Origin of the sequence: Micromonospora sp. CCTCC AA 2012012 (assembly GCF_040499845.1) — a bacterium.
Taxonomy (GTDB): Bacteria; Actinomycetota; Actinomycetes; order Mycobacteriales; family Micromonosporaceae; genus Micromonospora; species Micromonospora mangrovi.
This window is the reverse complement of record NZ_CP159342.1, coordinates 2,161,203-2,185,536: the sequence shown is the minus strand read 5'-3', so window position 1 is coordinate 2,185,536 and position 24,334 is coordinate 2,161,203. Positions and strand designations below refer to the sequence as shown.

Sequence of the window (24,334 nt, the reverse complement as noted above, 5' to 3'; positions counted from 1 at the left end):
ATCCCGATCGCCGTACAGCGGCCATTGATTCGGAGTCGAGCCAGAGGAAGCGATCCGCCGTCAGGGCCTCGCCACGAGCACGGTGACCAGGGTGTCGCCGTCACAGTCCGGTATCTCGCGCAGCGTCCAGCGACCGATCAGGCCCTTGCCGGCGAAGTTCGACTCGGCGTCGCGGTCCTCGACCTCACCCTCCTTGAGGGTCAGCCCGGCCGCCGGGTAGGCCCGCTGCATGAACGCGAGGGTCGAGCGGAAGTCACCCGGTGTCACCGCCGTGACCACCAGGCGACCGCCGGACCGCTCCTCGGAGCCGGTGAGCACGGCGTCGGACGGCAGCGGAACCTCGCGCGGGAGCGCGGTGGGCCGCGGCACGGCCGTCGCCGCGTCGGCGCAGACGAGAGAGGCGGCCGGGGATTCGGCCCGGGGCGCCGCCGCGCCGGGCGCGTCCGGATCGCCGAGGTCCGTATCCCCGGCGGTGCCGCCGCAGCCGGTGAGGGCTGCGGCGGCGGCCAGCACGAGCGCAGCCGCTCGGACGCGGATCACTTCTTCTTCGCCTTCCCCGTCATGACCGGGTCTGAGGCGGCGAACAGCGACTTCCCGCCGCTCTGCCGGGCGATGGTGGCCAGCGCGTCGAAGTTCTGCGCGCCGCCGGTGGCGCAGGCGCCGGTGCATCCGTCGGCGTACCCGACGAGGACACGGCCCTGCTTGTCGAGCTGGACGTCCATGAAGTCGAGCAGGTTCCGGTCGGTGCCGCAGGTGGTGCCGCCGGTGCAGATCGAACCCTTCTGCACCGCGTCGTTCGGCGTCGCGTCGGTCAACGACCAGGTGCGCCCGCCGTCGTAGGTGACGGTGACGTACAGGTGCCACGCGCCGGTGAAGGTGGTGGCGTCCTGGTAGTTGCCGCCGGTCGTCGTACCGAGGAAGGCGAACGCGGCCCGGTCGGGGTCGCCGGCGACGACGGCCGGGAAGACGACATTCTTGACGCCGAGGGCGGCGCCGACATCCTGGTCGCTCTCCCAGGTGCGGCCCTTGTCGTGCGAGACCGCGACGTGGGCGTGGCCGTCGGCGTTCTGGTAGCCGAAGTAGACCGTGCCGTCCGAGCCGATGCCCACGGACGGGTCGGTGTCGGCCGGCAGGCTGGTCGGCACCTTGCGGACCTGCCAGGTCAGACCGTTGTCCTCGGAGACCGCGACCGCCTGGTTGCCGCCGCAGCCCTTGTTGGGTACGTAGACCGTGCCGTCCTTCGGGGAGACCTTGACGTGCCCGTGCAGGCCGCCGCAGTCCAGCAGGGTGTACATCGGCACGGCCGGGCCGAAGGTGAGCCCCCCGTCGCGACTGGTGGCGCAGAGCGCGTCGGCGATGTCCTGCGAGCAGTAGTAGACGGCATTCGGATAGAGCGGGGTGCCACCGACACCGTTGGGCGACCAGCGGCCGCCGCCGACGGTCTGGTGGTCGACCCCGGAGTTGATGCCCCCGCCCTGCGACGGGGTCCAGGTCTCGCCGTCGTCGTCGGTGACGCACATCAGCGAGGTCTTGCCGGCCAGTTGCGACTCGAACGTGCGGCCCGTGTCGTGGTCGGTGAACAGGATCGGGTCCAGTGAGGCGTTGGCCGTGCACTTGGGCAGGTGCGCGCTCCTGTCCTCCCACGCCGCCGTGGCGGGGGACTTCGTGTCGTCGAAGGAGACCCGGTACGTGTCGGTGTACGCCTGGTACATGACCTTGCCGGTCTTCCAGTTGACCCCGATCGACGGCTCTCCGGCGTCGTGCGCCCGCGGCAGCGTCCCGGGCGCCGGATAGTTGGTGAAGGCGGCGGCACCCACCGGCCCGGGCGCCGGGGCGGCCGGCTTCGCCGCGAGTTCGGCGGTCGCCGAATAGCTCTCGCCCAGCGGGGCGAACGGCACGATCCGCACCGTGTACCGACCGGCCACCGGCGGCACGACCAGGGTCTCCGGGTCGGCCGTCGAGGCCGCCTGGCCCACCTCCGCGCCGCTGCTGTCGTACAGGTAGACGTCGAAGTCGGCGGCGGTGTCGGCCCAGCTCACCTTGACCTTCAGGTCGTTGCCGGCGTCGTAGCCGGCCGGGACGTCGACGGTGAGCGCGTAGTCGTCACAGGGCGCGGCGGCGTTGCACGCCAGCGCTCCGGCCGTCGCCGTGGCGTTGGGCACCGCGAACGGCCCGGCGGTCCAGGCGGCCGTCGGGCTGGTCGACGACACCGTCCCGGCGCCCGGGGTGGCCGCCTCGGCGGCAGTCACTCCGCCGACCGCCAGCACCAGCAGCGTCGCCGCGGCGAGCGCCACCCCACGAGGCACCCGACTCTTCGTGGCACGTAGCTCCATGACATCCCTGCCCTCCCCGGCCCCGACATGCGCGCGCCGATACCACTGTCATCGTTCGCGGCGCGCCAGACGTAACAGCGAGCCCGGACAGGGGAGCGGGCATCACTGGCGGAACGGTGCGGCGATCAGCGGTAGCACCGCCAGGCGTAGGGATCGCCGGAGTCCGATGTCCGTGCGTGGACGTCCGGTCCGTACGTGTCAGGGCGTACCCCGGCGGCCGATCACTCCGTAGGAGACACTGTCGCGGTGGCAACCGTGCGCCCGGTGCCGTCGTGTGCGGTAATCGTCGGTGGCCGGCGAGAGCTCCAGACCACGACCAGGTGACCGTGGTACGGGACGGGTAGGTGGCGGCCGTTGACATGCAGTTCCGCGACCCCATGGCCGACGAGCACGGCCGACCCGTGCACCCATCGCGTGCCCCACGGCAGCAGGGGATCGGCGTCGTGCACGACGCCGGCGCTCCCATTCAGCGCCACCTGGTACGGCGCGAGGTCGTCCCGGGCCCGCTCGAACTGCCCCGCAGTGGGGTCTTCGCCGTCCGACGATCCGCCGCCACCGAGCGTTCGCCAGGCCCCGTGGTTGTCGAGGACCAGCAGATGCGTCTCGTCCCAGTAACAGCCCACGCCTCGGCGTAGGAACCGGGTGGCGGCGACATCGCCGTCCACGTCCACCGCGACCGGCGCGAAACGACGGCGCCGACTCAACCGCACGGGGCCGTCCGGCAACCCTGACATGATCAGCCGCAGGCTCTCGGCCAGGACGTCGTACGCCACCCGCCGACCGTACTCGAGCCGGGGCACGGATCGATCGTCAACGGGTCGGGTCCGTCCCGGCCTCCGGGCGTGGTCGATCCGCCCCGGACCGTGTCATGCTGCACGCACCCCGACGGGAGGACGACGATGGCTGCTGGCGATGCCGTACAGGTGCGACCGGCGCGGCGGTCGCTGCGACCGCTGATGTCCGGGGCGACGCTCGTCGCGGTCCTGGCGTTGCTGTTCGGCCTGCCGTGGTGGACGTTGACGGTGGCGGCGCGGTGGCCGGCGCCGGTGGTGGCCGCCGGCACGAGCGTGTTCGTCGTCGCGCTGGCCGCGTTCCCCGCCCTGATGTATCTCGGACACGGCCGCCGGCGCCTGGACGCGGCGGCCCGCGCGGGGGACACACTCCTGGGCCTGGTCTGGATCCTGTTCGTCTGGGCGCTGATCGGAAACGTGGCCCGGCTCCCGCTGGCCGCCGCGGGGGTCGCCGATCCGGTGCGGTCCCGGGCGGTGGCGGTCGGCGCGGCGGTCGTCTCGGTCGTCCTGGCCGTCTGGGGGTACGCCGAGGCGATGCGGGTGCCCCGGGTCCGGCGGGTGGAGGTGACCGTCGACCGGCTGGGTGCGGGCCTCGACGGGGTCCGGGTGGTGCTGCTGACCGACACCCACTACGGTCCGATCGACCGGGCCCGCTGGTCCGCCCGCACCATCGAGGTGGTCAACGGGTTGGCCCCCGACATCGTCTGCCACACCGGCGACATCGCCGACGGCACGGTCGACCAGCGCCGTGCGCAGGCCGCGCCGCTCGGTGCCGTCCAGGCCCGGCTCGCCCGGGTCTATGTCACGGGCAACCACGAGTACTACGGCGAGGCGCAGGGCTGGGTCGAGCACATGCGGGCCCTCGGCTGGGAGCCGCTGCGCAACCGGCACCTCGTGGTGGAGCGGGACGGCGCCCGACTCGTCGTCGCCGGGGTGGACGACGTGACGGCAGCCTCGTCCGGCGTCGCCGGTCACCGGGCCGACCACACCGCGGCGCTCGCCGGCACCGACCCGCGGCTGCCCGTGCTGCTGCTGGCGCACCAACCCAAGCAGATCGGCGACGCGGTGGAGGCCGGCGTCGACCTTCAGCTGTCCGGGCACACCCACGGCGGCCAGATGTGGCCGTTCCACTACCTGGTCCGGCTCGACCAGCCGGTCGTCCAGGGCCTCAGCCGGCACGGCCGGACCCAGCTCTACACGAGCCGGGGGACCGGTTTCTGGGGTCCGCCGTTCCGGATCTTCGCGCCGAGCGAGATCACCCTGCTCACCCTCCGTGCGGGATAGCCCCGGGCGGGCCAACGCCTGCCCGCCGCCACTCGAAGGTGACGCGCTCATCCGGGTCGTGTTCCCCGGGCCGAGATACGCCCGCATGCACTCGATGCCAGGTCTCCCCGGCCTTCCCACTCCGGTAGTCGCACCTCGCGTCCCGGGGGTGGTAGGGCTGAAGCCTGCTTTCCGCGCGGGCAGGCATCCCGGCCGGGAGGTCGACCGCGGCACGCGTCAGCGCTGACGCCGCACGCCACGCCGCAGCCCGGCCACGGGCCGGTGTCGCGCACGGGTGCGGCGCTCGCCCCTACTGGGTCGTGAGTGGCCGAGGGCCGGTGGTGGACCGCGGTCAAAGGCTTGATGAGGGGTCAATGGCGCCGTCCATCGGGGTCGAGGGCAGAGCCGTCCTCTGCCGGCCCGGATGAGCGGCGGGTCAGGAAATATCTCCAGTCCGACGGTTTCCACCCCGACCGGGTGGAAAAGTGGCAAGTAAGGTCACACCGCCAGTGTCGGGAAGATGCCATGCAGATCGGTTACAAGCTGTCCAGCGAGGGGTTCGGGCCGCACGACCTGATCCAGCAGGCCGTCCGGGCTGAGCAGGCCGGCTTCGACTTCGTCGAGATGAGCGACCACTTTCACCCCTGGCTGGACGTGCAGGGGCACTCGTCGTTCACCTGGACGGTGTTCGGCGCGATCGCCGCGCGGACCGAGCGGATCGGCCTGGCTACCGGGGTGACCTGCCCGACCGTGCGCTACCACCCGGCGATCATCGCGCAGGCCGCAGCCACCCTGGCCATCGTCTCGAACGGGCGCTTCACACTCGGCGTGGGCGCGGGGGAGCGGCTCAACGAGCACGTCGTCGGGCAGGGTTTCCCGAGCGTACGAGGACGTCACGAACGGCTGCGGGAGGCGCTGGAGATCATCCGGCTGCTGTGGCGGGGCGGCTACCGATCGTACGAGGGAAAGCACCTGCGGTTGGAGGACGCGCGGGTGTTCGACCTGCCCGACGAGCCGCCGGTGATCGCCGTCGCGGCCAGCGGTCCGGTGTCCGCGGCCATCGCCGCCGAGTACGGCGACGGCTTGTTCGCCACCGAGCCGAAGCCCGACCTGGTCGAGGCGTACCGGCGCGGCGGCGGTGACGGGCCGCGCTACGCGGAGGTGCCGGTGGCGTGGGCGGCCGACGAGCAGCAGGCCGTACGGGCGGCGTGGGAGACCAGCCGCTGGGCGGTGACCGGGTGGAAGGTCATGAGCGAGCTGCCGAACCCGGTCAACTTCGACGCCGCCTCCCGCACCGTCACCGAGGACGACATCCGCCAACAGTTCGCGGTCGGACCCGACCCGGAGGTCCACGTGGCGGCGGTGCAGAAGTACGTCGACGCGGGCTTCGACCACCTGGTGCTGCAGAACGCCGGCCCCGATCCGGACGGTTTCATCGACTTCTACCGCGACACCCTTGCCGAGCGCCTCCGCGGTCTCGGCTGAGCATCCGGCAACAACCGAAGCCACCGATCAGGAGTTCACCGTGAAGGCTGTCGTGTACCGGGGACCACGCGAGGTCGCCATCGAGAACCGTCCCGACCCCACCATCCAGGCCCCGACCGACGCGATCATCCGCATCACCACCACCAACATCTGCGGTTCCGACCTGCACATGTACGAGGGCCGCACCTCGGTGGAACAGGGCAAGATCCTCGGCCACGAGAACATGGGCGTCGTGCAGGAGGTCGGGGCGGCGGTGAGCCGCATCCGGGTCGGCGACCGGGTGTGTGCGCCGTTCAACATCGCCTGCGGGACGTGCCGCAACTGCGTGCACGGGTGGACGAGCTTCTGCCTGCGGGTCAACCCGACGGAGGGCGTCGACGGGGCCGCCTACGGCTACGCCAACATGGGCCCCTACGACGGCGGGCAGGCGGAGTACCTGCGGGTGCCCTACGCCGACTTCAACCTGCTGCACCTGCCGCCGGGCGACGAGCACGAGCAGGACTTCGCGATGCTGTCGGACATCTTCCCCACCGGCTGGCACGGCACCGAACTGGCCGGGCAGCGCCCGGGCGACACGGTCGCGGTGTTCGGCGCCGGACCGGTCGGGCTGATGGCCGCGCACAGCGCGCTGATCAAGGGGGCGGCGCGGGTGTTCGTCGTCGACAAGGAGCCGGACCGCCTCGCCATGGCGCAGCGCATCGGCGCCCTGCCGGTGAACTTCGCCGAGGGCGACCCGGTGCAGCAGATCATGGACGCCACGAACGGACGCGGCGCCGACTGTGGAGTCGAGGCCGTCGGCTACCAGGCCCACGACCCGTCCGGCCAGGAGCACCCGGAACTCGTCTTGGACAACCTGGTCAGCGTCGTCCGCTCCACGGGCGGCATCGGCGTCGTCGGTGTGTACGTGCCGCAGGACCCGAAGGGGCCGGACCCGCAGGAGCGGGAAGGTCGTGTCGGCTGGCAGTACGGCACGTTCTTCACCAAGGCGCAGCACATGGGCACGGGCCAGTGCCCGGTGATGCGCTACAACCGGCAGCTGCGCGACCTGATCATCGACGGGCGCGCCAATCCGTCGTTCCTGGTGTCGCACGAGCTGCCGCTGGACCAGGCCGTCGAGGCGTACGGGCACTTCGACCGGCGTGACCAGGGTTGGACCAAGGTTCTGCTGCACCCGGGCCAAGGGGCCTGACCACCACCACCACTCACCTCGCTCGCAGGCCCGGTACGCCTGCTCAAGGACCCGGCAGTGCTCGTGCTTGCCGGCGGGACCGGCGCTTCCCGCTGCCGCATCGTCCTGGACAGCGACTGCGAGCAACCGGCCCGGGCGAGGGCTGCCAGCGGCTGCCGCGTGGGGGCGGTCGACCGAGACGGGAGACGGTTTGGCATGCGGGCAGACGAAGGGCCAAGCTCGTTGCGGGTGACCTTCGACGGCCACGGTAGTACGTGAACCACTTGGGATCACCTGGGCGGACACGACGCGAGGCGTCGGCCGACAGGTCAGGGCCGGCCCGTGTCTGCCGTTCGCCGGCACACCCCGGGGCGTCACTGTCGTCGACCTGGGCCGTCGCGAGAACAGCTACGTGGGGGTTCCTCGACTCGACCGGGCCGATGCGGCGGGAGAGGCGGCGGCCAGGAGGGTGAGCGCGGCGCGACGGGCGTGCCCGTCCGTGCTGGCCGCGCCACAGTGGTCGGCGACGACCGTCGCCCCCTCGACCAGCATGAGCAACTGCCGGCCCAGCACGTCCGGATCTGCCGCTCCGGCGCGGGTGGCGATGCCGGTGAAGAGTTCGAGGTAGCGGTCGAGGTGGCGGCGGGTGATCGAACGTACCGCCTCGACATGGTGCTGGGCGGCTGCGTTCACCATCGCGCAGCCGCGAAAGACGGGCTGCTGGTACCACTGCTGAAGGGCGTCGAACACGGCAGCAAGCTGGGCTGCGGGGTCATCCCCGGCGGCCGAGGCGGCGTCGGCCAGCCAGCGTGACACCCGTTCGCTGCGGGCTTCCAGGACTTCGCGCACGAGCCCGTCCTTCGTGCCGAAGTGCCGGTAGAGCGTCTCCTTGGATATTCCGACGCTGCTGCACAGCTCGGCGACGCCGACACCGTCGAGCCCACGCTCGTACAGCAGGACCGTGGCCGCGTCGAGGATGGTGGCGCGGGTGCGCGCCGGATCAAGCGTCGAACCCTTGGTAACCGGCATGCCGTAGATGATACCGATCGGTTCGATCAACTGTTAGCATGCTTGATCGAACCGATCGGTTCGTACTGGAGGTGCAGTGTTCGGACCATCAGCGCGGCTCGCCCTCGGCACCGCCTCGGCGCTCGGGCTCGCCCGCTTCGCCTACGGGCTGCTGCTTCCCGCCATGCGCGACGACCTGGGCTGGAGCCTTGCCGAAGCCGGGACCGTGAGCGCAGCCAACGGGCTCGGCTACCTCCTCGGCGCACTGGCGACCGGCCCCGTCGTACGCCGGCTGGGCATCGCGACCGCCTTCCGGCTGGGGATGATCCTCACCGCGACGGCACTGGCCGCCGCTGCGATCAGCAGTGCGTACCCGGTGCTGCTGATCGCCCGGGCCGGCGCCGGGGCGGCCGGGGCGGTGGTGTTCATCGCCGGCGGTGTGATCGCCTCACGCATCGCCATCCGCACCTCGTCGGCCGCGCCCATCACCATCTACTTCGCCGGCACCGGGCTGGGCATCATCGTCAGCGGTGCGACGGTTCCGCCACTGGGACAGCACTGGCGCGTGGCCTGGGTCGTTCTGGGCATGGCCGCCGGCCTGGCAACCCTGGTGAGCTGGACCGCGGCGCGCACGGACGAAGAGGGCGCTGCGGTCCCGGCCGGCCGGGCGCGGGTACGTCCACTGTCCCGGACCGCCGTGGCATACGTGCTGTTCGCCGCCGGTTACATCACCTACATCACCTTCCTGTCCGCGTACCTCGCCGACCGGCACACACCTGTCGCACAGGTCATGCTCATCTGGACAGCGCTGGGGCTGGCCGTCGTGGCCGCACCCGCACTGTGGAGCCGGCCCATCACCAACTGGCCCGGCACCCGAGCCCTCGCCGCGTTGCTGGGCGCTCTGGGCGTCGGGGCGGCACTGGCCCTGCTGGCGCCCTGGCCACCGGTCATCCTCGCCTCCGCGATCATCTACGGGGCGACGTTCATGGGCGTTCCCGCCGCCGTCACCGCGCTCATCAAGAGCGCCACCCCGCCGGCCGACTGGACCGGCACACTCTCGGCCTTTACCGTCCTCTTCGCTGCTGGTCAGACGGCCGGCCCCTGGATCGCCGGCGTCCTCGCCGACGGCACCTCGGCCGCGGCCACCCTGGCGTGGACCGCGACCCTCTGCGGCACAGCCGCCGTCGTCGCCGCAACCGTGCGTCCGCAGCGTTCCGCGCGAGCAACCCCAGCGGGCGGCCCAGCGCTCGAGGACAGGGCGCCCGATGCCACCCCCCGGTGCTGAAGCTCAGGCACGAGCCGGCTGTCAACCCGGCAGATCTGCAGACAGTCCACGCGACAGAAGGAGTACGGCGATGGTCACCTTCGTTTTCATTCCCGGTCTGTGTCACGGCGGTTGGTGCTTCGAGGAGCTTGCCGAGCAGACGCGCCGCCGGGGACACCGGGCCTACCCGTTGACGTTGACGGGACTCAGCGAGCGGAGTCATCTGCTTCACGGAGGGATCAACCTCGACACCCACATCCAGGACGTGACCGGCGTTCTGGAAGCGGAAAAGATCGAGGACGCGGTGCTGGTCGGCCACAGTTACGGTGGGATGGTGATCACCGGCGTCGCGGACCGGATGCCCGAACGCGTCCACGCTCTGGTGTACCTGGATGCCATGGTGCCGCAGCACAACGACTCCTGTTGGAGCCTCGTCACCGACCGGGAACGCCAGTGGTACGCGGACGTGGTGGAAAGCGGCTACGCGGTACGGACGCTACCCTTTTTCGACGCGCGGGCCACTCCTCATCCGATCGCCTCTGTGCTGCAGCCGCTCCGGCTCACCGCGGACCCCGCGCGAATCCAGCGGAGGGTCTACGTGTACGCGGCGGGATGGGACGGCCCTTCCCCGTTCACCTCCACCTATCAGCGACTGCGCGACGATCCCTCGTGGACGACCCACGCCGTGGCCGGCGGCCACAACCTGATGCGCGACGCACCGGAGGAGCTGCTGAACATCCTGCTGCAGACCGACGAACCTGCTGATCGTCGCGTCGCCGCAGCCGTGCGCCCCGCGAGCACCGCCTGACCGCGGCCCGCGGGCCCAGAATCCGGGGATGCCAGGATCCCAGCCGTCGTCGCCAGGACGCGTTCAAGCGTTCTGCGGTCTTGTCGGCGGGGGACCGGTTGGTGGCTATTCCATTTTCGGGCGTCGGCGGCGCGTCGACGGACGTATCCGCCACCGGAGCAGGAGCGCACCGCCGAGAATGACGACGCCGATGAGAGCGTCCACGATCGTTGGGAGAGGGCCGCGCTGCGGGCGACCAGCGTTCCGGACGGTCAGGTCGGACAGCAGGCCGGAGGCGAGGTGCAGGTCGAAGAGCTGGCAGCTCTGGGTGCCCAGCTCGCAGGTTCGACCGGTGGCGAAGGCGGACAGGGTCCGCCGTGTGCCGGCACCGAGTTGCACCTCCAACAGCGACGCGTGACCCGCGTCGTCGATGGTCGCGACGATCACGCTGCTCGCCGAGCGCCAGCCGAGTAGTTGTACGACGTCCGAGACCGGTGCTGGTGGTGTCCGGACCCCGGCCACGGGGACGAACTGAACGTCGCCGACCTTCCACAGGAAGACACCATGACCGGTGTCGCCGCCGCTGTTGCCGGTGAACGGCCCGTCCGAGAGCCATGGCACGGTGGCGAGGAACGTGCCGTCCGGCGACCAGCCGACCTCGGCGGCCAGCTCGCGTCCCGTCGGGATTGCCACACTGCCGAGCTCACGGCCGTCGAGGGCGACGAGGTGAGCCGTCTGACCGACCTGTACGGCGAGCCGGCGGCTGTCCGCCGCGAAGGCCGCTGTCCACGCCGGCCTGATCGCCGGCACCTCGGTGCTGGCCCCGGTCGACAGATCGAGCAGCCGCAGCGTGCCGGTGCGGGCTACCTCAGCCTCGACGACGTTGCCGGTGCCGAACTCACCGGAGCGGGTGAGGGGGGCGGCGCTGTAGGCGACGTAACGGCCGTCGGGTGACCAGGCCAGCAGCCGTACGCCGACCGGACCTCCGAGCGGGATCGACCGGCGCTTGCCCGTGGCCAACTCGATCAGGACCAGGTCACCGGTCGCGCCGCGATCGTCGCCGAGTAGCACGCGGGTGCCGTCCGGGGCGAGCAGTGCCGACGGTCGGTCACGCTCGTCCATGGCGTCGACCCGCCGGTACGTGTCCCCGTCGGCCCCGACGACCAACGACTGGAACATGTTGAACGTCTCGCCGCTGCCATAACCGTAGAGGGCAATCGCGCGGCCGGGCGGAGCCGACGTGACGGTGCTGGTGAACACCGAGTACCCGGCGAAGCGGTCTGGCAGGCTCGGCGTGGTTGCCGGGGCTGCCGGCCGGACGGGGAGCGGAACGCCGGGCACGATCAGAGCGGCCAGGATGAGCACGGAAGCTGCCCATACCGTGGTGGTGGCGATGCGGTGGCGCCGGACCGAGCGGCGGGCCCGGGTGAGCACGGTGTCCAGATATCCGGGCGGCAGCGGCGGTGGATCGTCCGGCAGGGTGGCGAACAGTTCCCTCATGGCGTGTCCACCCCTCCAGGCACGTAGTTCGGCAGCAGGCGGCGCAGCGCCGCGATGGCATACGAGGTCTGGCTCTTCACGGTGCCGGTCGAGCAGCCCAGCGCCGCGGCGGTCTGCGCGACGTCAAGGTCCTCCCAGTAGCGCAGGACCAGCACCGCGCGCTGCCCGCGAGACAGTTTCGTGAGCGCGGCCAGCAGGTCGACGCGGTGTTCGGCACCGGCCAGCGGCGTCACCGGGGGCGCAGTTACGTCGGCCACGGGACGGACCCGGCGGGTCCAGGATCGCTTTCGCTCGGCCAGGTAGGCGTGGACCAGCATCGCTCGTACGTAGGCGTCGACCGACTCCGCTGTCGACGCCTTCCGCCAATGCCGGTACAGCGCGACGAGGCACTCCTGCACCAGGTCGTCCGCAGTTGTCCACTGCCCGCACAGCCGGTACGCCAGCCGTCGCAGCCATGGCGTGCGTGCATGCACGTACTCGACGTACTCTCGTTCACTCCGCAACCCAGCCTCCCACCAAGACTAGGAGTGGCCCGGGGCTCATTTCGGTTGTGCGTGGGGGTGACCGGAGTGGAACGGCGGTCACCTCCAGGCTCATCCGGTCACGCTGATCCGGGCCTTACGCACTCATTTCGACACGAGCGACCAACCGCAGCGTGCCGCTGGTCGGTGCGCCCGTGCGCCGCGTCTGCGGATCGCCTGCCGTGCGACCCCCGACCAGCATCAGCAGCGTCGCCGCGAATGCCACCGTCCTCCTGCTGCGCACCTGCGCCCCGTTTCGGTTCACCGGACGATCAGCTTCGGAGCCGATCAAGGTCTTGGTAGCGCCGGCAGACCCTCGGGACGGCCGGCAGTGGATGAACACCGGGTGTCGTGACGTGCCGGTCCGGCTTCCGGTGGGCGACCAGCGTCCTCCAGTTCCTAGATCTTTATCGGGGTGGCCGCTCCGCCACAGTGGCCCATCACGGCATAGCCCATCGTGTAGGAGATCTCGGACCTCACGTCCTCCTTCGCCACGATCACGCCGACGAGGCCGTGCGGAACGGTGATGGTCGCGGTCTTCCCGCTGTCGACCCAGCCCAGGTGGAACAGCTGGTTGTCCTCGCTCGTGTAGAGGTAGATGCCGAGCGATCGCTGGCGGGTGTTCGTCACCTGGAGTTCCTTGACCAGTGGCGCGCGCGTGTCCCGGCCGACCGCGATCTGACGGGTGGTCTCGGTGCCGGCCTTGTTGGTGGCGACCGCGGTGTAGGTCGCGGTGTCCCCGGGCGGCAGGTCGTACACCGCCCGCCCGACCTCTGACGCGGCCACCACGACCTCATCACGGCGGATCTCGAGCCGCTCGGCGTACTGGGCCTGCGCCACGAGCTGGCGGCCCACGGTGCAGCCCGCGTCGGCGGACGGGGCGACCGCCAGACTCACGATCTCGGGGTACATCGGCGTCGCTTCGCCGATGCTGTACGGATACGGTCCCGAGCTGGTCTCGTGCTCCGGGTGGACCGGCCGTACGTGCAGTCGGTAGAACCGGCCCGGGCGCAGGCCGGTGAGTGTGGCGTCGTACGGCCCCGGGCCGACGCGCTCCGCGAAGGTGCCGGCGACCTCGTCCGCCCCGTCGTACGCGTCGACCAGGTACCCGGTCGCGATGGACGAGTCGGTCCACCGCATCGTGATGGTGGTCTCGGTGTTCGACCGGATCTGCACCTGCGGGTACGACACGAGCGGTAGCGAGGGCTTGAGGGACGTGCCACAGACCGCCGCGCCCTGCTCGGAGAAGTCGTTGACCGCGACGACGTTCACGCAGACCGCAGTACCTGGGGCGAGGCCGCTCTCGGTCCAGCTGCGGGCATCCCCGCCGAGCGTGGCCACCGTGTGCCAACTGCCGTCGAAGGTGCGCTCGACGCGGAAGCCCGACGCGTTGGCGTCGGCCGGGGTCCACTCGACGACGACCTCGGTGGCGCTGACGGCGCGAAGGCTCACCTGCGGGGTACCGACCGCCGCGGGCACGCTGTAGACCAGGCAGCCGAGCCGCGTGTTCGCCCCGGCGCCCTGGTTGTACGCCTCGGCGCAGACATTGTGCTCGCCCGGCACGGTCGACGAGGCCGTCGTCGTGTCGAACGCGCCGGTGCTGTCGGTACTCGCGTAGGTGGCGAGCCGACCATCCACGGTGATCGCCACCGTGATCGCGGCGGAGGCGTCCGGGTCGTGAACGACGCCCCGCACCCGGACCGAGTGACCGATGCGGGAAGCGCTGTCGAAGGTGCCGTACGGGTCCGGGTCGCCGGGATCCGCGGATCCCGGCGTCGGCGGCGCGAGCACGCTCACGCCGGTCAGCGCCGCCAGGGCGGGCGCCAGGGCTCGGCGCACGGAACTACGCATGATCAGTCCTCCTCGTGTGACGGTGCACCTGGGTGGTTCCTCGTTGGGACGGTGGGTGCCGCCGGGGCCGCAGCGCCCTCGCGTACCCCCTGCGAGTGCGGCTGCGGCACCGACGTCGCCCGCGCGGCGGGAGGGTCGGCTGTGGTCCCTGCGTCTCACGCGCTTCGCGCTGGCAGGCGACGGTCACGCCGCCGGTACGGTGACCGCCAGGACCGTCCAGTTCGAGGCGGCGATGCTGGCGAAGGTGCGACCCGGCAGGGTGACCACGGTCGGGGTGTTCACCAGGGCTGCGGTCGTCCCGATCCCGGCCATGCCGTACTGGTTGTACCCCCAGACCAGGACCGAGCCGTCGGCTCGCACCGCGTACGTCATCGGCGAGTTGTCGTTGTCGACATCGATGATCTTCGGCTCTCCGGCCGGCTGGGCCAGCTCGGTCGGCACCGTCAGGCCGCCCGACACGCCCAGTGGGGTGAGCTGGTTCTGCGTGTTCTCGCCCCACAGGTACACCCGGCCGTCCCCGGTCAGGGCAGTCACCGCCGAACTGATCGAGATGTCTGCCACGTCGCTGCCCGGGCCGAGGTTGGTGACCAGGGCTGGCGTGTAGGGGGAGGTCGGCGTGTTCTCCGGGCCGTACGGCCGGCCGAGCGCACGCCCGGTGCCGCCGCAGGAGAGCACCGCGCCGTCGCCCCGCCGGAACAGGGCCACCCCGCCGGCGACCGCGATCTGCCGGATGTCGGTGAGCCCGGCCACGGGGGTCGCGTACTGCGTCACGCCTGACAGCGTGCCGTCACACTTCACCGAACCCCAGGCGGTGACAGTGCCGTCGGCCATCAACGCGTACGTCACCTCCCACCCGGACTCGACGTCCACCACCCCGGTCAGCGGGGTCTCCGGCGCGGTCAGCACCCGCTCCGGGTAGGCCCGGACGTTGGCTGTCGACCCGTCGCCGAGCTGCCGGTTCACGTTCGAACCCCAGGCGACCACCGTCCCGTCGGCCAGCACCGCGGCGATCGCGCTCTCCATGTGCACCGAGACGTCGACGACATCGGTGAGCGTGCCCGTGCCGCCGATGCCCACGACCGGTGCCGGGGCGTACCGCGTGATCACCGTCGTCGAGCCGCTGCCGAGGGCGGCGTTCATGTTGTATCCCCAGGACAACAGCCTCCCGTCGGTGAACCGGGCGTAACTGGCCCGCCCGCCGCTCTGCACCTGCACGACGCCGTCCGGAAGGACCGTCTGCCGCGGAGTGTTGTACTGGTTCGTCGGCGCACCGGAACCGGCCTGGCCGAACATGTTGCCGCCCCAGCCGTACGCGGCACCCGGCTGGAGGCCGCCGGCCGCGCTCGCTACCGGGTGCAGCGCCAGCGCCGCACCGACCGCGACGACGGTGCCGGCGATGCCGAGCAGTGCCCTGGACCTGGTCATATCCCTACTCCTTGTCTGGAAGCCTCGTCCGCTCGACAACCGCGCCGCGCCGGACAGCTCGAAGCGTGCGGGTCCGGACTTGCCGCCGACCTGACGCGCGACTTGCGTCGACGTGTCGCTGGCGCGACACATCGGTGCAAGTCGCGCCTCACCGCGATCGCACGCGGTCCTCCCGCCACAGTCGTCTCGGATGAGCGGGTGGGGTGGTTGGTGCACCGTGCGGCGGTCGCCTACCGCCGCGGCGTCGAAGGCGAACGTTCTTCCCCTGGCGGCGCCGGGAGGTCCCGCCATCCGGTCGGCCCTGCTCGGCCGACCTCTCGGGACGGCCACCCCGACCGGCCACTGTCCGGAATGCGACGGTGCAGACCAGGCCCGGCTGCGTGCGGTACGTTGCCGATGAGCGCCGCCAGCAGTGTCGCGCGGGGACGGTCATCTTCACGGCGGAGGGCGGGTGCAGGCGGACAACGGGCTCTCGGTCTCGGTACTGGGCGAGTTTCGCGCGCGCCTCGGTGAGCAGGCGCTGGATCTCGGTGGGCCGCGGCAACGGGCGGTTCTCGCCCTCCTGCTCGTCGCGCGCGGCGAGGTGGTCCCGGTCGGCCGGCTGGTGCACGCGCTGTGGGGGGAGCAGGCGCCGTCGAGCCCGCAGGGCGCGTTGCAGGCCTACGTCTCACGCCTGCGACGACGGCTGGAGCCTGGCCGGTCCGCCCGGTCCCGCCAAGCGGTGATCGTCAGCGCAGGAGCCGGCTACGCGGTGCGCCTCGGCGACGACGCCGTCGACGCCTGGCAGTTCGAGCGGCTGATCCGTGAGGCCGGTGCGCTCACCGACCCGAACGAGGCTGCCAGGGTGCTGGACCAGGCGCTCGGGCTGTGGCACGGGCCCGCGTTCGCCGACTATGCCGGCCAGCCCTGGATCGAGGCCGAGGCGGCCCGCCTGACCGAGCTGCGCGAGGTGGCCCGCGAGCAGGTGGTGGCGGTCCGGCTGGCACTCGGTGAGAGTGGCGTCCTGGTGCCGGAGATCGAGACGCTGGTCGCGGAGGATCCGCTGCGCGAGGAGCGGTGGCGGCTGCTGGTTCTCGCGCTGTACCGCGCACATCGGCAGGGCGATGCGCTCGGCGCACTGCGACGAGCCAGGCAGGTGCTGGCCGAGGAACTCGGTGTGGACCCCGGTCCGGCACTACGCAGGTTGGAGGCGGACGTGCTGGCACAGTCTCCCGACCTGGACGCGCCCGCGCCGCCGTCCGTACCACGGTCCGGCTCCGCGCCGGACCCGTCGGTCCCACCCGTTCATGCCGACAACGGGCTGGTCGACCGCGAGCGGGAGCTGAGAGTACTCACCGGTGGCCTGGCCGACGCCCTGGCCGGGCACGGGCGGTTGGTGCTGATCGAGGGACCGGCCGGCATCGGCAAGAGCCGGCTGCTGGCCGAAGCCCGCCACACGGGTAGGGCTGGCTTCCGTGTCCTGTCAGCCCGGGGCAGCCGGATGGAGAAGGAGTACGCCTTCGGTGTCGTACGCCAGCTCTTCGAGCCCGTGGTGGCCAGTACCGCAGCCCTGTCCGGTGCGGCCGTCCCGGCGCGGATCGTGTTCGACCTCGCCGCGCACGAACCGCAGCAGCGGGCCGAGGACGCCTTCGCGGTGCTGCACGGGCTGTACTGGCTGACCGTCAACCTGTGCGCCGAACGGCCGCTCGTGCTGACCGTCGACGACCTGCAGTGGTGCGACACCGGCTCGCTGCGCTTCCTGGCCTACCTGGTGCGCCGGCTGGAGGCACTGCCCGTGCTGATGGTGGCCGCGCTGCGTACCGGGGAGCCCCACACCGACGACGCGCTGCTCACCGAACTCGCCCACGACGAGGCGACGGTGCGGGTCCGCCCCGCCCCACTGACCGCAGCCGGCTCGGCCGACCTGGTACGCCGCCTGCTCGGCGAGTCCGCCGACGCCCGCTTCGTCGCCGCCTGCCACCGGACCACCTCCGGCAACCCGCTGCTCCTGCGCCAGCTCCTGCACGCCCTGCAGACCGAGGGGGTACGCCCGGACGACACGCACGCCGACACCGTCGCCGAGATCGGCTCCCGTGCGGTGTCGAGCAACGTCCTCATGCGCCTGGCCCGGCTACCCGAAGCGGCCACCGCGACCGCACAGGCCGTGGCGGTCCTCGGGGCGGCCGCCGCGCTGCCGGCCGTGGCAGCGTTGGCCGGGCTGCCCGAGGCCGAAGTGCTCGACGCGATCGCCGCGCTCGTGCGGGCCGAGGTGCTGCGCGACGAGTATCCGCTCGGTTTCGTCCACCCCCTCGTCGGCGACGCCATCTACCGTGACCTTCCGCCCGGTGACCGCCAGGTCCGGCACGAACGGGCGGCCCGGGTCCTGGACGCGGCCGGCGCGAGCGCCGAACAGATCGCCGCGCACCTGCTCCAGGTACCGTGCCGGGGCGCGCCCTGGGTCGTCGAGGTCCTACGCCGATCGGCGGCCACGGCGGCGGCCCGAGGAGCGGCCGACGCGGCAGCCACGTACCTCGCCCGGGCGCTGCAGGAGCCACCGCACTCCACCGACAAGCCGGCAGTGCTGCTGGAGTTGGGTCGGGTCGAAACGCTGGGCGACGGCCCGGCCGCAAAGGAGCACCTGCGGCAGGCCTACGAGACGCTGACCGACGCCGAGTCGCGCGCCGCCGCGGCACAGCTGCTCGCCCGTACCCTCGTCTTCGCCGGCGAGGTCGGCGAAGCCAGCGCGTTCGCCCGGTCGGCCGCTTCGACGCTGCCGGCCGACCTGCACGACGAGCGCCAGGTCCTGCTCGGCGTGCACCGGATCGGCGGGTACATCCACGGCCTCGACCCCGCGCTGTGGCGGTGCGGGCCCGAGCCGGTGGTCTCCGGAGACGGGCCGGGCGCGCGGATGCTCGCCGCCAGCCTCGCGTGGGAGGCGGTCATCGACGGCGAGGACCGGGCGCGAGCGGTCGACCTGGCCCGATTCGCCCTCGCTGACGGTGTGCTCCTGGACCACGACAACGGCCTGCTGTGGGTGGTGGCCGGGATGGTGCTGGAGATGGCCGACGAGGACACGTTCCCCTTCTGGGACGAGGCACTGGCCCACGCGTACCGGGGTGGCTCGCTCTTCGCGGCGCTCGCCGCCCACCTCTGGCGTGGCTACACCGAGTGGCGCCGGGGCGACCTGCGCGCCGCGTACCACTCGGTGACGCTGTCCGGCGAGCAGTCGGCGGTGTGGGGCTCCATGGTCGCGTCCCCGTACGCGGATGCCTTCGCGATCGGGATCCTGCTCGACACAGGCGACCTCGCGCAGGCGCGGGCGCTGGTCGAAGGGCTCCGCGACCGGCCGCGGTTCGGCGACGGCGCGCGCTTGTTCGCGGAGGCGCATGCCCGGGTGCTCCTGGCGGAGGGGCGCCCGGCGCAGGCACTGGCCGCCCTGGAGTCGGTACAGCACGTGCACGAGGACGTTCTCAACCCGGTCTGGCGGCCCTGGCGCTCGAACCGGGCGCAGGTGCTGGCCGCGCTGGGACGACGGGACGAGGCGGTGACACTGGTCGAACAGGAACTGCGGCTGGCGCGGGCGTGGGGAGCGCCGAGCGTGCTCGGCCGTACCTTGCGTATCCTCGGAGAACTGCGTGGCGGCGCGGCAGAGCTGCGGGAGGCGGTACCTCTGCTCACCCGCGACGGGCTCGAACGGGCCCGGACACTCGCCGCACTCGCCCGATTGGTACCCGAGCCCGAGGCCACCGCCTTGATGACCCGGGCGTACGAGCTGGCCCAGCGCTGCGGCGCCCACGGTCTGATCCGCGAGGTCGGCGAGAGCCTCGCGCGTGCCGGGATCGAGCCTCCGGCCCCACCCGCCGGGATCACGCTGACCAGCGTGGAGCGACGCATCGCCGCGATGGCGACCGACGGGGCCGACGAACGGCAGATCGCCCAAGCGCTGTTCGTCACGCCAGGCGCGGTCCAGCAGGCGCTGCGCACGGTCAGGGACCGGCTGGGCGTCCGCTGAACGCGGCCCGCCCGGTGGCGTGAGATGCGCGGGTCGCACCGGCCGCTGACCCGTGGTGTACGGCAAGTCAGCTGCAAGCGGGTGCGCCCACTCTCACCACATGACTGACCACACGCACCACCGCGCCGTCGTCGTCGGCGCGAGCATCGGCGGGCTGCTCGCAGCCCGCGTCCTGAGCGAGGGCTTCGCCTCGGTCACCGTCGTCGACCGGGACAGGCTGCCCGGCCTCGAGATCGGGCGTCGTGGGGTACCCCAGGGTCACCACCCACACGCCCTGCTCGCCAGAGGCCGCGAGATCCTCGACGAACTCTTCCCCGGGTTGACTGCGGACCTGGTCGCGCGTGGCGCCGTACCGGTCGACGTGCAGAACGACGTCCGATCGTACCACGACGGGTGGCGGCTGCGGCAGGCGCCCTCTGACCTGCACGGGGTGTCGGTGAGCCGGCCAGCCCTGGAGGAGTACCTGCGTTCCCGGGTCGCCGCGCTGCCGGGCGTGGTGCTCAGAGCCGAGTCTGAGGTGACGGGCCTGCTGGCCGACGACACCCGGTCCCGCGTCACCGGGGTACGCGTGCGGGGTTCCGCATCCGGCGCGGTGGAGTTGCCCGCCGACCTGGTGGTGGACGCGACCGGGCGCGGCAACCGCGGCGCGACCTGGCTGACCGAGCTCGGGTACGAACCGGCGCCGCAGGACGAGGTCGAGACGAACGTGGTGTACGCCTCGCGGGACTACCGTCGAGGTCCGTCCGACAGCGACGTCGCCGGCATCGTGGTCGGCCCGACGATCGCTGTGCCTCGCGGCGGCGTTGCCCTGGCTGCCGAAGGCGACCGGTGGATGGTGACCCTTTACGGCATGGGCGAGGACTTGCCTCCGGCCGATCACGAGGGCTTCACCGACTTCGCCGCGCGACTGCCGGTACCGGAGCTCCACCAGCTGCTCCAAAAGGTCGAGCCCGTCAGTGCGATACGCCGGATGCGGATCCCGACGAGCATCCGGCGCCGGTACGAGCGGCTGGACCGGTTCCCGGACGGGCTCATCGTCTTCGGGGACGCCCTGTGCCAGTTCAATCCGACGTACGCGCAGGGCATGACGGTGGCGGCGAGCGAGGCCGTCGAGCTGCGGGAGTCGCTGCGGGACGGAGACCGTGACCTGGCGAATCGGTTCTTCCGCCGAACCGCCCGAGTGGTGGACGTCGCGTGGAACATGTCGACCGGTGCCGACCTGCGCTTCCCGTCGGTACGAGGACATCGCCCCCCGCGGGTGCGATTTGTCAACGCGTACGCGGCCCGGGTGCAGGCGGCTGCCGCGGTCGACCCGGTCGTCGGCAACGCATTCCTCAGCGTCGCCAACCTGACCGCTCCACCGCAGAAGCTCTTCTCCCTCGGCATCCTGGCGCGAGTCCTGCGGACCGGCCGTCCCGCATCCGCCACGCCGGTCGCTGACACGTCTCTGGCGGCGCGGCCCTGAGCGCGTCGGCCGGCAGCACGCCCTGCCCCACTCCCTGACGACGGCTGTTGAACGGTGCTTCTCACTGTGGTCCGGGTGTCTCTCAGCAGCCCGTACTCGGCGTTGTCCGTTGCGTCGTGGGGCGGTCCCAGATGTGCTGCCTGACTGACCGGTGGGGCAGCCAAGGCCGGAGGGATGGTCGCTGGGGGAGTGCATCCCGTGCCCTCCGGCCGGTCCGCAAGGGGCCACCCTCAGACGGCGATGTCTGTTCCTCCCTGAAGTGGGCGGGGCTGTCGGTGGTCTCTTCGACTGACGTGTGCTGGTGTTGCTCGGCGCGTCGGCGGCCGGCCTGGGTTTTTGGCGGTCCAGCCGGCGACGACGGCGCGGTGGGCGCCAGCTTCGAGTGCCGCCCGACAGTGACCATTTTCGCGTCGCACTCGGCGCACGCGGGTCCTGTCGGCGTGATCGGGGCAACGGTTGGCATGCCGGTGTGGGCCTGGTCGAGGAGCGTCGCGATGGTGTGCCGGCGATGGCTTGCCCGCGCCTGCGAGGAGGACGTGCCGCAGCCGGAGACCGCGACCGCGAAGGTTCGATCGAGATCTACAGCCTCTCATGTCGCGCCGGTACTCGGGACGGATCCTCGAACGCCGCCCGGCTCGCCCGGCCGACCGTCCAGCCCGTCGAGTTTGGTGGTGATGACACCGGTGTCCTGCCCGGCGAACGTCTCGAAGAGGTCGCGGGCTCGCTGCCAGTGCAGCCGGGCTCGAGCGGGGTCGGCGAGGGCCAGGTGCGCGTCCCCGAGGTGGTCGAGGGCGTACGCCAGCGGCAGCATGACGCCGTTCTCCTCGCTGGCCTGGACAGCGGCCTCGAGGTAGGTGACGGCGGCGCGGTATCGGCCGAGCCGGTGGAGCAGGGTGCCGAGGCTGTCGAGCAGGTACGCCTTGCCGGCGCGGTCGTCCAGTCCCTGATGCAGTCGGAGCGCGAGGCGGCAGTGCCGCAGCGCGTCGTGGTACTGCCCCAGCTCGGTGTGCAGGGCGGCGAGGTTGTTGTGGGTGCGGGCGAGGCCGACCCGGTCGCCGACGTCGGTGTAGAGCCGGTGGGCCCGTTCGGTGTGTTCGACGGCTCGTTGGAGTTGGCCGCGGTGGCTGGCCATCACCCCCAGGCCGCTGTGTACGCGGGCCTGTCCGGGCCGATCGCCGGTTTCGATGAACAGGTCGAGGGCGCGGGCGAAGTGCCGGTCGGCTTCGGTGTGCCGGCGTTGGGCCGCACAGGCGGCGGCGAGGTTCTGGTGGGTGTGTGCGGTGACCGCCGGATCGCCGATGCGTTCGGTGAGCCGCAGCGCGTGACGCTGCAGGTCGCGCCACTGGCTCCGCCACCCCTGGGCTTCGTAGTAGCCGGCGAGATGCCAGCTGAGCTGCCATGCCTGGACGGGCAGGTCGAGTATGGCGGCTTGTCGGGCGGTGGCCGCCAGGGCGGCGTGTTCGGTACGGAACCAGGACAGGGCCTGTTTCCGGTCGCCGATGGCGACCCGCGTCACGTCTGGCGCTGGGGGCGGCATCGACGGCAGGTCGCGGAGTGGGTCGAGGATGGCCGTGGCGGTGTGCGCGGTGCTGAGGTAGTGGGCGAGTAATCGGCCGACCGCCGCGCTACGCTCCTCGACCGGGTCGTGGACGCGGAGCAGTTCGGCGGCGTAGGCGCGGAGCAGGTCGTGGGTGTGGTACCGGCCGGGTCGGTGTTCGTCCGCGAGCCGGGCCGCGCACAGCTCGCCGAGGGCCCGGCGGGCCGCGTCGGGTGTGGCTCCGGTGAGACTGGCCGCGACTGGCACGGTGAGGTCTGGGCCGTGGTGCAGGGCGGACAGCCGGAACATCCTTTTGGTGAGGGTTTCCAGGGCCAGGTAGGACCAGGAGAACACGGAGCGCAGGTCGGTGCGGGGGTCGCGGCCGGCGAACCCGTCGAGACCGGCGTCCCTGGTGAACAACTGGCCCGCCAGCTCGGTGAGGCTCCAGGTCGGCGTAATGGCGGCCCGCGCGGCGGCGATGGCCAGCGCCAGCGGCAGGCCGGCGCAGTGATCGAGAATGCCGCTGGCCGCGTCGCGTTCGCGGTCGATCCGGTCCCGGCCGATCTTGCCGGCCAGCAGGCTCTCGGCGGCGGTCGGGTCGAGTGGCGCCAGCGTGACCGGGTGGGCGCCGTCCGCCGCGACCAGGCCGGTGAGATCGTCGCGGCTGGTCACCACCGTGCGGCAGCCCGGCGCGGCCGGCAGCAGCGGGCGGACCTGCTCGGCGTGGCGCGCGTTGTCCAGCACGACGAGCAGGCGTCTGTCGCTGATCGTGGTGCGGTACAGCGCCGAACGGGCGGCGAGCTCGTCGGGCAACCGGGTGGCCGGTACCCCGAGTCCCGCCAGCAGGGTGCCGAGTGCCTCGACCGGATCGACGGCGTTGCCTGTCGGGTCGAAGCCGCGCAGGTCCAGGAAGAGGACGCCGTCGGGGAACCGGCCAGCCGTCCGGTGTGCCCAGTGGACAGCGAGTGCTGTCTTGCCGATCCCCGGTGCTCCGGTGATGGCGACGACCCGGGCGTCGGTGCCGTCCAGCGCCGCTTGTGCGCTGTCTCTGCCGGTGAAGCCCAGCACGGCGGCGGGCAGTTGCGCCGGGGCGACCGGGCGCGGGCCGACCGGTACGGTCGCTGGCCGGGCAACAGCCGTCACCGGGTCGCCGCGAAGGATCGTGGTGTGCAGGTCCTGGAGTTCCCGTCCTGGGTCGGTGCCCAACTCCTCGGCGAGCCGGAGCCGGGCCGTGGTGTAGACGTCGATGGCCTGGGCGCTCCGGCCCGCCGCGTGCAGTGCCCGCATCAGGGCCGCGACGAGCGGTTCGGTCAGCGGATACTCCCCGGTGAGGTGGGTGAGCGGGGTGACGAGGTCCGTACCGTTACCGAGCCGCAGCTCGGTCCGCGCCCACGCCACGACCGCGTCGAGGTGCTGCTGGCGTAGGACGTGCCGGGTCTGCTCGACCCACCGGCCGGAGATGCCGGCCAGTGGCTCCTCCCGCCACAGGTCGACCGCCGCCCGCAGCAACGACACCCGGTCTCGGTCGTCGGTGCGGGGGGCACGGGCCTGTTCGACCAGCCGCCTGGCGTGATGCAGATCGACGCTGGCCGGGTCCACGTCGATGGCGTAGCCGCCGGACTGCCGGACCAGCCGGGGCCGGCTCCCGTCCGGGCCGCCGGTCCTGCCGAGCAGGCCGCGCAGGCGGGAGACGTGAGCGTGGAGCGCCTTTCGGGGCTGTGCCGGTGGGCGGTCGTCCCAGACCCGGTCCACCAGGGTGTCGGTGCTGACGGCGACGCCGGCGCTGACGAGCAGGGCGGCGAGCACCTTCCGCTGTTTCGGCCGACCAAGATCGATCTGTTGGTCCTGGTCCCAGGCCGTCACCGGCCCCAGCAGGCGAAAGCTGACCATATCCGCTCCGACGTATCGCATGGCTTTTCTTCGATATTTTCAGGGATACGGGGTA

Annotated in this window: 16 protein-coding genes; 7 read left to right on the top strand and 9 right to left on the bottom strand. The window is 71.9% G+C overall.

What is annotated here, in order from left to right; genetic code table 11:
* Positions 1 to 60: 60 nt before the first annotated feature.
* From ABUL08_RS09755 to ABUL08_RS09745, 3 genes are all read right to left on the bottom strand, one after another.
* Positions 61 to 540, bottom strand: coding sequence for a hypothetical protein (locus tag ABUL08_RS09755; RefSeq protein ID WP_350936655.1), 480 nt, complete (start codon positions 538 to 540; stop codon positions 61 to 63).
* A complete protein-coding gene (locus ABUL08_RS09750) occupies positions 537 to 2,306 on the bottom strand; it encodes a sialidase family protein (RefSeq protein WP_350936653.1) in 1,770 nt (589 codons plus the stop codon). Before ABUL08_RS09750 ends, ABUL08_RS09755 begins: the two co-directional genes overlap by 4 nt.
* A gap of 248 nt (positions 2,307 to 2,554) precedes the next feature.
* The gene (locus ABUL08_RS09745; protein WP_350936651.1) at positions 2,555 to 3,106 is read right to left on the bottom strand and encodes a hypothetical protein; all 552 of its coding nucleotides are present in this window, start codon (positions 3,104 to 3,106) and stop codon (positions 2,555 to 2,557) included.
* A 126-nt stretch (positions 3,107 to 3,232) separates the two neighbouring features.
* Between ABUL08_RS09745 and ABUL08_RS09740 the strand changes: the two genes are divergently transcribed.
* From ABUL08_RS09740 to ABUL08_RS09730, 3 genes are all read left to right on the top strand, one after another.
* Positions 3,233 to 4,408 carry a metallophosphoesterase gene (locus ABUL08_RS09740; RefSeq protein WP_350936648.1) on the top strand — a complete coding sequence of 392 codons (1,176 nt, stop codon included), beginning with the start codon at positions 3,233 to 3,235 and terminating at the stop codon, positions 4,406 to 4,408.
* A gap of 504 nt (positions 4,409 to 4,912) precedes the next feature.
* Positions 4,913 to 5,872, top strand: a complete 960-nt coding sequence (locus ABUL08_RS09735) for a TIGR03557 family F420-dependent LLM class oxidoreductase (RefSeq protein WP_350936646.1) — start codon at positions 4,913 to 4,915, stop codon at positions 5,870 to 5,872.
* Positions 5,873 to 5,912: 40 nt separating this feature from the next.
* A complete protein-coding gene (locus ABUL08_RS09730; protein ID WP_350936645.1) occupies positions 5,913 to 7,061 on the top strand; it encodes a glutathione-independent formaldehyde dehydrogenase in 1,149 nt (382 codons plus the stop codon).
* A 387-nt stretch (positions 7,062 to 7,448) separates the two neighbouring features.
* Here the strand turns inward: ABUL08_RS09730 and ABUL08_RS09725 are convergent, their stop codons facing one another.
* On the bottom strand, positions 7,449 to 8,099 hold the full coding sequence (locus tag ABUL08_RS09725; RefSeq protein ID WP_350936644.1) for a TetR/AcrR family transcriptional regulator: 651 nt from the start codon (positions 8,097 to 8,099) through the stop codon (positions 7,449 to 7,451).
* Positions 8,100 to 8,145: 46 nt separating this feature from the next.
* On the opposite strand from ABUL08_RS09725, the gene ABUL08_RS09720 reads away from it, so the two are divergent.
* On the top strand, positions 8,146 to 9,333 hold the full coding sequence (locus tag ABUL08_RS09720; protein WP_350936643.1) for a YbfB/YjiJ family MFS transporter: 1,188 nt from the start codon (positions 8,146 to 8,148) through the stop codon (positions 9,331 to 9,333).
* Between the two features lie 70 nt (positions 9,334 to 9,403).
* Positions 9,404 to 10,120, top strand: coding sequence for an alpha/beta fold hydrolase (locus tag ABUL08_RS09715; RefSeq protein ID WP_350936641.1), 717 nt, complete (start codon positions 9,404 to 9,406; stop codon positions 10,118 to 10,120).
* A 105-nt stretch (positions 10,121 to 10,225) separates the two neighbouring features.
* Here ABUL08_RS09715 and ABUL08_RS09710 read toward each other — a convergent pair whose 3' ends face one another.
* From ABUL08_RS09710 to ABUL08_RS09695, 4 genes are all read right to left on the bottom strand, one after another.
* A complete protein-coding gene (locus tag ABUL08_RS09710; protein ID WP_350936639.1) occupies positions 10,226 to 11,599 on the bottom strand; it encodes a hypothetical protein in 1,374 nt (457 codons plus the stop codon).
* Positions 11,596 to 12,072, bottom strand: coding sequence for a SigE family RNA polymerase sigma factor (locus ABUL08_RS09705; protein WP_350936637.1), 477 nt, complete (start codon positions 12,070 to 12,072; stop codon positions 11,596 to 11,598). The genes ABUL08_RS09710 and ABUL08_RS09705 overlap by 4 nt, the downstream gene beginning before the upstream one ends.
* A gap of 447 nt (positions 12,073 to 12,519) precedes the next feature.
* Positions 12,520 to 13,971, bottom strand: a complete 1,452-nt coding sequence (locus ABUL08_RS09700; RefSeq protein WP_350936635.1) for a fibronectin type III domain-containing protein — start codon at positions 13,969 to 13,971, stop codon at positions 12,520 to 12,522.
* Positions 13,972 to 14,154: 183 nt separating this feature from the next.
* Complete coding sequence (locus ABUL08_RS09695) at positions 14,155 to 15,396, bottom strand: RCC1-like domain-containing protein (protein WP_350936632.1); 1,242 nt, start codon at positions 15,394 to 15,396, stop codon at positions 14,155 to 14,157.
* A gap of 451 nt (positions 15,397 to 15,847) precedes the next feature.
* On the opposite strand from ABUL08_RS09695, the gene ABUL08_RS09690 reads away from it, so the two are divergent.
* Positions 15,848 to 19,387, top strand: a complete 3,540-nt coding sequence (locus tag ABUL08_RS09690) for a BTAD domain-containing putative transcriptional regulator (RefSeq protein WP_350936630.1) — start codon at positions 15,848 to 15,850, stop codon at positions 19,385 to 19,387.
* Between the two features lie 100 nt (positions 19,388 to 19,487).
* Positions 19,488 to 20,852 (top strand): FAD-dependent oxidoreductase, encoded by a 1,365-nt coding sequence (locus tag ABUL08_RS09685; protein WP_350936627.1) that lies wholly within the window; start codon positions 19,488 to 19,490, stop codon positions 20,850 to 20,852.
* 589 nt (positions 20,853 to 21,441) lie between these two features.
* Here ABUL08_RS09685 and ABUL08_RS09680 read toward each other — a convergent pair.
* The gene (locus tag ABUL08_RS09680) at positions 21,442 to 24,279 is read right to left on the bottom strand and encodes an AfsR/SARP family transcriptional regulator (RefSeq protein WP_350936625.1); all 2,838 of its coding nucleotides are present in this window, start codon (positions 24,277 to 24,279) and stop codon (positions 21,442 to 21,444) included.
* Positions 24,280 to 24,334: the final 55 nt, after the last annotated feature.